General features: G+C 50.0%; 7 protein-coding genes and 1 rRNA gene. 3 read left to right on the plus strand and 5 right to left on the minus strand.

What is annotated here, in order from left to right:
- The 4 genes from BZG79_RS07920 to BZG79_RS07940 form a co-directional block, all read right to left on the minus strand.
- Positions 1 to 373 (minus strand): 16S ribosomal RNA (locus tag BZG79_RS07920); the annotation flags it as partial.
- Positions 374 to 929: 556 nt separating this feature from the next.
- Positions 930 to 1466, minus strand: a complete 537-nt coding sequence (gene hemG / locus BZG79_RS07930) for a menaquinone-dependent protoporphyrinogen IX dehydrogenase (protein ID WP_077774134.1) — start codon at positions 1464 to 1466, stop codon at positions 930 to 932.
- A gap of 18 nt (positions 1467 to 1484) precedes the next feature.
- Entirely contained in the window at positions 1485 to 2942 is a 1458-nt protein-coding gene (locus BZG79_RS07935) for a TrkH family potassium uptake protein (RefSeq protein WP_077774135.1), read from the minus strand.
- Positions 2943 to 3027: 85 nt separating this feature from the next.
- Positions 3028 to 3651: a YigZ family protein gene (locus tag BZG79_RS07940; protein WP_077774136.1), complete on the minus strand. Its 624-nt coding sequence runs from the start codon at positions 3649 to 3651 to the stop codon at positions 3028 to 3030.
- Between the two features lie 216 nt (positions 3652 to 3867).
- Here BZG79_RS07940 and fadB point away from each other — a divergent pair, with 216 nt between their 5' ends.
- The 3 genes from fadB (at position 3868) to BZG79_RS07955 (ending at position 8377) form a co-directional block, all read left to right on the plus strand.
- Positions 3868 to 6048: a fatty acid oxidation complex subunit alpha FadB gene (gene fadB, locus BZG79_RS07945; RefSeq protein WP_077774137.1), complete on the plus strand. Its 2181-nt coding sequence runs from the start codon at positions 3868 to 3870 to the stop codon at positions 6046 to 6048.
- A 16-nt stretch (positions 6049 to 6064) separates the two neighbouring features.
- On the plus strand, positions 6065 to 7228 hold the full coding sequence (gene fadA, locus BZG79_RS07950) for an acetyl-CoA C-acyltransferase FadA (RefSeq protein WP_077669498.1): 1164 nt from the start codon (positions 6065 to 6067) through the stop codon (positions 7226 to 7228).
- A 156-nt stretch (positions 7229 to 7384) separates the two neighbouring features.
- Complete coding sequence (locus tag BZG79_RS07955) at positions 7385 to 8377, plus strand: MDR family oxidoreductase (protein WP_077774138.1); 993 nt, start codon at positions 7385 to 7387, stop codon at positions 8375 to 8377.
- Positions 8378 to 8548: 171 nt separating this feature from the next.
- On the opposite strand, the gene BZG79_RS07960 is transcribed toward BZG79_RS07955, so the two are convergent.
- Positions 8549 to 8752 (minus strand): hypothetical protein, encoded by a 204-nt coding sequence (locus BZG79_RS07960; protein WP_025744548.1) that lies wholly within the window; start codon positions 8750 to 8752, stop codon positions 8549 to 8551.
- Positions 8753 to 8772 lie beyond the last annotated feature (20 nt).

Below are 8772 nucleotides of genomic sequence, written 5' to 3' on the forward strand. Positions count from 1 at the left end.
CCCACTGCTGCCTCCCGTAGGAGTCTGGGCCGTGTCTCAGTCCCAGTGTGGCTGATCATCCTCTCAAACCAGCTAAGGATCGTTGCCTTGGTAAGCCATTACCTTACCAACTAGCTAATCCTAACTGGGCCCATCCCAACGCGATAGCTTACATGTAGAGGCCACCTTTGGTCCGTAGACATTATGCGGTATTAGCCGTCGTTTCCAACGGTTATCCCCCTCGTCAGGGCAGGTTCCCAGCCGTTACTCACCCGTCCGCCGCTCGACGTCCAGTAAATCCACCGAAGYTTCAATACYGCCGTTTCCGCYCGACTTGCATGTGTTAGGCCTGCCGCCAGCGTTCAATCTGAGCCATGATCAAACTCTTCAATTAAAGTTTTGGTGTTTGCTTTTCCAAAGAAAAGACAAACGGCTCGATAAATACTGTTTTGTTCGTCTCTTGCGAGACAAACGAATTGACTGTGCCGAAYAACGTAAAMGTTRTWTCGTATTGGTCACTCAGTTCATCGAATAAATCTTTTTGTCTATTCTCAACGAGTGCCCACACAGATTGCATAGGTCAAATTGTTAAAGAGCGTTGACTGTGCGAAGCTGCGCTTCRCTTGGTCAGGRCTGCGTATCTTACGYGCCTTGCCGTTAAAGTCAAGAAGAAATTTTATCTTTTATTTTCAACCCTCAGGGCCGGAATAAAACCTCTTTTTGACTCCCCTAACGCTTAGCGTTAAGTGGACGGCTATCTTAATCTTTTAAAAACTCACGTCAAGCGTTTATTTTTATTTGATTTTTTACCCCGACATGGCTGCTGAGCGCTTGCCCTGTGTGCCGTGTCGATGGAGGCGCATTATAGAGAAGTTGATCGCCTTAGCAAGAGGGGAAAGCGACTTTTTTGTAAAAAAGCCGCCGTTCGGTCAAAGAATCAGCACTATGGGCTAAAACTGGGCAAATTGGTCAGTAAATGCTTTCACTTTTTGCCAATCGGTATATTCCACTTCCTTACTCGTATCCGTCTCGCCGCCGGTAATATGCATAATCAAGCGAATCATCATACGATCGAACCATTTATAGCGCGGGTAGTAGAGGGCCCCGGCGAACACGCCATGCAACTGAGGCGTCCATGGCGACTTTTCTAGGAACTTACGACTATAGGCACTCGTTTCTGCGGTATCTTTACCAGGTTTACGCGCGGTTAAATTGACACTAAAGAAGCCCGCTTTCACTCGGTTTAGCTGTTCGCTGTGCGTATCGATAAATTGATAGAGCTTTTTATTGAAGTGGCCATAACGAATCGATGCTCCGATTAACACCCGATCATATTGGGTAAGGTCGAGTGTTGGTGCTTGATGGAGATCGCTCACGTCACACTGCGCACGTTCTCCAAGCTGACTCTCTATATAATGTAGAATCTTCTTAGTTTGCCCTTCCCGACTTGAGTGTAACAGCAGCACTTTCTGCGTTGCGTTGCTCATTGCTTCTCCTTCCCCTGTTTAGCTACGCCAAAAAGTGGGGGTAAATAAAACCAGTAATGTGAATATCTCTAAACGACCAAACAGCATCGCCAGGATCAGTACCCATTTCGCTGTGTCATTAATATCACCAAAGTGAGCAGCCACTTCGCCCAAGCCTGGGCCGAGATTATTGAGTGTGGCCGCCACAGCCGAAAAAGCGGTCAGCTCTTCGATGCCGGTTGCAATTAACGCCAGCATACAGACCACAAAGACCAACGCATAAGCGGAGAAAAATCCCCATACCGCGTCGACAACTTGTTGACGTAAGGCTTTGTTGCCCACCTTAATCGTATACACTGCACGAGGATGGACTAAGCGCTTAAGCTCGCGCGTTCCTTGTAGTGAAAGCAATAAGATACGAATGACTTTCATCCCCCCACCTGTTGAGCCTGCACACCCGCCGATAAAGGAAGTGAATAACAGGAGAACAGGTAAAAACAGCGGCCAATGAGCAAATGTCGTCGTGGTATAGCCTGCGGTGGTTGAAATAGATACCGACTGAAATAATGCTTGAGTGAAGGTCTCCGTGGAGCTGTTATAAACCTGATGTCCACTCAGCATGGCAAACACCACCAGCCATAATAGGAGCTGAATCACCAAAAATGCGCGAAATTCTGGATCGCGCAAGTAAAACTTTAAATTGAGCCCGTTATTAGCAAAGGCCGCAAAGTGAAGCGAAAAGTTGCAAGCAGATATCAACAAGAAGACCACGGTGATCAGGTTTACGGCCGTACTGTCAAAGTGACCGATACTTGCGTCATGGGTTGAAAAACCGCCAATTGCAACGGTTGAAAAGCTATGCCCAATCGCATCAAACGCTGACATACCGGCCAACCAATAGGCTAACGCGCAGCTGACCGTCAGTGTCAGATAAATGTACCAAAGGACTTTCGCGGTTTCGGCTATCCTGGGCGTCATTTTGGTATCTTTGACCGGCCCTGGGATCTCTGCACGATAAAGCTGCATGCCCCCGATGCCAAGCACGGGAAGAATCGCCACCGCTAAGACGATAATCCCCATTCCGCCCAGCCATTGAAGCAGCTGGCGATAAAATAGAATAGCCTTAGGGAGCTCGTCCAACCCCACGATCACGGTCGCCCCTGTCGTCGTTAACCCCGAAAAGGACTCAAAAAACGCCTCACTGACCGATAAATCAGGCTGTTCCGACAACATCAGCGGCACAGAGCCTGCGCTGCCGATCACCGTCCAGAACAGCACGACAATTAAAAAACCGTCGCGCGCTTTGAGTTCATGCCGGTAATCACGGTTTGGAAACCAAAGTAATCCGCCCCCCGCAAGCAGTAAGAAAAATGTCAATACAAACGGGAGCCCAGCACCGTCACGGTAAATAAAAGCCACCAGCGCAGGGGCGAGCATGGTAATGCTGAACAGGGCCAGTAGAAGTCCGACGATGCGGGTAATGGAACGAAATTGCATAGCCTGACGTGGCCCTCTTATCAGCGACAGCCTTTTACTGCCGTCTCATCGTTACACGTAAAGCAGGCTAAATGCCTGACGTTAATTATTGATGTTCTGTCGAGCAAGCTTGTGCCTGCCCACGAGTTTGATTTTTTAGCGCATCAAGAAAACCTTCGATGAATCGCGCATCAATACGGACAGCTAGCTGCACATTATGACTGAACGCAGCATCAAGCTGAATGCCATGGTACTGCTTTAGTAGCGACTCGATAGTATCAATGTGAGCATATTCACAGCTTATTGTGTAAGGAACCGTGACAGCAACCTCACGCGTTGTTAATAAGCTTAGCGCTTGTTGCACACTGGTACCGTATGCTTTCACTAAGCCCCCGGTACCCAGTTTGATCCCACCGAAATAACGGACAACCACCGCACAGATCTCTCCGACCTTTGCGCCCGACAGTTGTGCAAGCATTGGTTTACCTGCGGTTCCTGCGGGCTCGCCATCGTCACCACAGCCCCATTGTACCGATGATTCGGGTCTTCCCGCGACGAAGGCCCAACAATGATGGCGCGCATCAGGGTAAGCGTTGCGTAAAGATTGAATAAACTGCTTCGCGTCTGCCTCACCCGGTGTGTGAGCAAGATAGGTGATAAATCGGCTCTTTTTTATTTCAAGCTCGTGCCTGACAGTCTCTGCAGGAACCGCATAAGGCGTGATCGGCATAGTGATATAATCCTTGAGTTTCTACCTCGCACTTTATCATATCTCCGCTTCTTCTACAGGGACGCCCATACAGTAAAAACAATCCACACCACATATTTTAAACATTCGTTTAACTTTTGGTTGTCATTTATTATAACAATGATCCACACTAGAGTTCATCTGGTCTAACCAGAACAGTATTCAACCAGGATGGTACGGCCAACGTGGAGAAAAACCATGATCTACCAAGGAGATAACCTTTCAGTTCGTGCATTGGAAAACGGCATTGTAGAACTGACACTGGACAGCCAGGGTTCTGTCAATAAACTGGATCTGTCGACGCTAGAAAGCCTAGACCGAGCCCTCGACGCCTTAGCAGGCCGAGAAGATGTAAAGGGGCTCATGCTCACATCTGCAAAGTCGGCCTTTATTGTCGGCGCCGATATCACCGAGTTTCTCGGTTTATTTGCCAAGCCCGACCAAGAGCTCTCTGATTGGGTTTCGCGCGCGAACGCAATCTTCAATCGTTTAGAAGACCTCCCCTATCCGACGATCAGCGCCGTCAACGGCCATGCCTTAGGGGGCGGCTGCGAGTGTATTCTTTCTACCGATTTACGTGTTGCAAGCTCTGACGCACGGATTGGTCTCCCCGAAACCAAACTGGGTATTATGCCTGGGTTTGGTGGCACCGTGCGCTTACCGCGTTTAGTGGGTGCCGATACGGCGATGGAAATTATCACTGCAGGTAAAGAAAAACGCGCCGCGGCAGCGCTCAAAGAAGGATTAGTGGATGCCGTCGTTGAAGTAGATAACCTTCGTGACGCGGCAATCAGTATGCTCACTCAAGCCATCAATGAAAAAATTGATTGGCAAGGCCGTCGTCAGCAGAAAAAACAACCATTGGGGCTAAACCGCACAGAAGCCGCCATGAGTTTTACTATGGCTAAAGGCATGGTGGCTCAGGTAGCCGGTAAGCACTATCCAGCGCCCATGACTGCCGTGACGGCCATTGAAGAGGCGGCCGGCATGACACGCGATGAGGCACTCAAGGTCGAAAATCGCTATTTCGTCAAACTGGCAAAAACCGACGTTGCTCAAGCCTTAGTCGGGATTTTCCTCAATGATCAAGTGATCAAAGGCAAGGCGAAAAAAGCCGCTAAACAAGGGAAAGATACCCAGCGTGGTGCCGTTCTAGGTGYAGGTATTATGGGCGGCGGCATCGCCTACCAATCGGCCCTAAAAGGCGTGCCTGTAATGATGAAAGACATTGCACAAGCATCGCTAGATTTGGGCATGAAAGAGGCCACCAAGCTACTCAATAAGCAACTCGAACGCGGTCGTATCGATGGCTTTAAAATGGGCCAGGTGCTGTCGTCAATCACCCCAAGTCTACACTATGCCGGCATTGAACATAGCGATGTAGTTGTTGAGGCTGTGGTAGAGAACCCTAAAATCAAAGCCAGTGTTCTCAAAGAGGTAGAAGAGCAAGTGAGTGCGGATGCGGTAATTGCATCGAATACCTCCACCATTCCTATCAATACGTTGGCCAAGTCAATGGCGCGCCCAGAAAACTTCTGTGGCATGCATTTCTTTAACCCCGTCCACCGCATGCCGTTGGTCGAGGTGATTCGAGGCGAAAAGACCTCCGATGAAACCATTGCCCGTGTGGTTGCCTATGCAGCGAAAATGGGCAAATCACCGGTTGTTGTCAATGACTGTCCCGGGTTTTTCGTCAACCGCGTACTCTTCCCCTATTTCCATGCCTTTAGCCTTCTTCTTCGTGACGGTGTGGATTTCCAACGCATCGATAAGATTATGGAGAAGCAATTTGGCTGGCCAATGGGCCCTGCCTACTTGCTCGACGTGGTTGGTATCGATACCGCGCACCACGCGCAAGCGGTGATGGCAGAAGGCTTTCCTGATCGCATGAGTAAATCAGGTCGTGATGCGATTGATGTGATGTTCGACGCCGAGCGTTTCGGTCAAAAGAACGGCAAGGGTTTCTATCGCTACTCTATCGATAAAAAAGGGAAGCCGAAAAAAGAAGCTGATGAAGCCGTACCTGAGTTACTTGCCTCCGTGATCGAGGGGAATCAGTCAGATATCAGTGATGAAGATATAATTGCTCGTATGATGGTGCCGATGGTCAATGAAGTGGCACGTTGTCTCGAAGAAAACATTATCGCCTCTCCTGCTGAAGCAGATATCGCCTTGGTTTATGGCATTGGTTTTCCACCATTCCGCGGTGGTGCTTTCCGTTATGTTGATACTCTGGGTGTTGATCACTATGTCGCAATGGCAGACAAATTCTCTGATCTTGGCGCCTTGTATCATGTCCCAACGGATATGAAACGTCGTGCCGGCGACAAACAGGCTTACTTTGATGTGACCCCGGTCAACGCACCGCAATCAGCCTAAGGTTAAGGAGAGAACAATGAACAATGTAGTGATCGTTGACTGTATTCGTACACCAATGGGCCGCTCTAAAGGCGGTGTATTTCGCAATGTACGCGCGGAGGACTTATCGGCGCACTTGATGAAATCCTTACTGACTCGCAACCCAGCAGTCGAAAGCAGCGCAATTGAAGATATTTATTGGGGCTGTGTCCAGCAAACGCTAGAACAAGGCTTTAATATTGCGCGTAATGCCGCTTTATTAGCGGGGATCCCACACTCCGTTGGTGCTACCACCGTCAACCGCCTGTGTGGTTCGTCGATGCAAGCGCTGCACGATGCAGCGCGTGCAATCATGGTTGGCGATGGTGACACCTTCGTGATTGGGGGCGTGGAGCATATGGGACACGTGCCGATGAACCATGGCGTCGACTTCCACCCTGGTTTGTCTAAATCGGTTGCAAAAGCAGCAGGCATGATGGGACTTACTGCAGAAATGCTTGGTCGTATGCATGGTATTAGCCGCCAAATGCAAGACGAGTTTGCTGCTCGCTCTCATGCGCGTGCTCACGCAGCCACGGTAGAAGGGCGCTTTAGACAGGAGATAGCGCCTATCGAAGGCCATGATGCTAACGGCCTACTAACTCTGGTTGAAGATGATGAGGTCATTCGTCCAGAAACCACGGTTGAAAGCTTGGCTAACCTGCGCCCCGCCTTTGACCCTGTTACGGGCACAGTCACGGCGGGTACTTCATCAGCGCTATCAGATGGCGCATCAGCAATGCTAGTGATGAGCGAAGAAAAAGCCAAATCACTCGGGCTCCCTATTAGAGCACGTATTCGAGCGATGAGCGTTGCCGGCTGTGATCCATCAATTATGGGTTATGGCCCAGTGCCAGCCACCCAAAAAGCACTGAAACGCGCTGGATTGAGTATCGATGATATTGATCTTGTGGAGCTGAACGAAGCATTTGCCGCGCAATCACTACCTTGCGTCAAAGATCTCGGCCTGATGGATAAAGTCGATGAAAAGGTCAATCTCAATGGCGGCGCCATTGCCTTGGGTCACCCATTAGGCTGTTCAGGTGCACGCATCTCGACCACCTTGTTGCATCAAATGGAGCGTCAAGATGCCACCTTAGGGTTGGCAACCATGTGTATTGGTTTGGGTCAAGGGATTGCCACCGTGTTCGAACGCGTGTAATGCCTTCTTCGTGACGATAAAAGAGCGGTGTTTACCGCTCTTTTTTTTGGGTTGCGTCTAACGGCGTTCAATCGCATAGTGATTGATATAACGCAAGTGGTCGCTTATTCGCTCGGCCTAGTATGGCCGCTCACTTATTCCAACCGGGAGAATGCCATGTTTAACGCGCTTGTCCTCGAACAACACGAAAAACAAACCCTCGCCAGCATCACCGCCTTAGCAGAGAGTGATCTCCCTGACGGCAATGTTACCGTCGATATTGACTATAGTTCACTCAATTACAAAGATGGCCTCGCCATTACCGGCAAAGGGAAAATTGTGCGCCAATTTCCGATGGTGCCAGGTATTGATTTTGCTGGCACGGTTGCAGACAGCCAGCACCCAGACTATCAACCTGGAGATAAAGTGGTGCTGACCGGCTGGGGCGTCGGTGAAGGCCACTGGGGTGGCATGGCTGAGAAAGCGCGCGTTAACGGTGATTGGTTAGTCCCCTTAGCCGAAGGGCTGACTGAACAACAAGCCATGATGGTCGGCACCGCTGGGTTGACTGCCATGTTATGCGTACAAGCCTTGATTGATGGCGGCGTTAAACCAGAAGACGGCAAAGTGTTAGTCACGGGCGCCAGTGGTGGCGTAGGCTCTGTCGCCGTCACCTTATTACATGCTCTCGGTTATCGCGTCAGTGCTGTCACTGGCCGCCTAGACGCAAACCAAACCTGGCTTGAACAGCTTGGTGCCGATGACGTTTTACCGCGCGACGCATTTAGCGCCCCTGGGCGCCCGCTTGATAAACAACACTGGGCTGGTGCAGTTGATACCGTCGGCAGTCAAATGCTCGCCAACGTGCTGTCACAAATTCAGTATGGTGGTACGGTCGCTGCATGTGGCCTTGCCGGTGGCTTTGATCTCCCTGCCACCGTCATGCCATTTATTTTGCGGAATGTACGCCTGCAAGGTGTGGACTCTGTCTCTTGCCCGAGACCACAACGGCTCGCCGCATGGCAGTCACTCACCAAGCTGTTACCCGCACGCTACTTTGAACAAGCGTGCCACACTATCGCCCTTGCCCAGACGCCAGCGTACGCCGATAAAATCATCAATGGCGAAATAAAAGGCCGCGTGGTGATTGATATCACCAAGCGAGACTAACCATAAACGTAAGATTCATCATATGACACAGGGTCAATACTCAGCGAGATATTGGCCTTGTTTCCGTTTCTGGTTTTCACTGAATAACAAGCAAAAAAAATCCCGCTCTGAAAGCGGGGAAGCCCAAGAAAACTAGGGAATGAGAGTGAGTGTCGCTGTTGAGTGAGTTAGCTAGCCTTGCGAAGAATCTGTTGGCTGAACGGTCAATGTTTCCATCAACAACCCCAGCGCAGACACCAGCAATGCTAAAGTCGTTAATAGAGCGTGACCCTGACTATGCGCCAAGTCTAAAAAAGCAAGGGCACTCAATCCTGTATAAGCCAATACACGGTAGCCATAAGTAAAACCAAATTGTTGCTCGTTTACCTTTCTCATGTCACTCGCCATTCGTTAAC

The organism is Salinivibrio sp. MA427 (assembly GCF_001996115.1).
Taxonomy (GTDB): Bacteria; Pseudomonadota; Gammaproteobacteria; order Enterobacterales; family Vibrionaceae; genus Salinivibrio; species Salinivibrio costicola.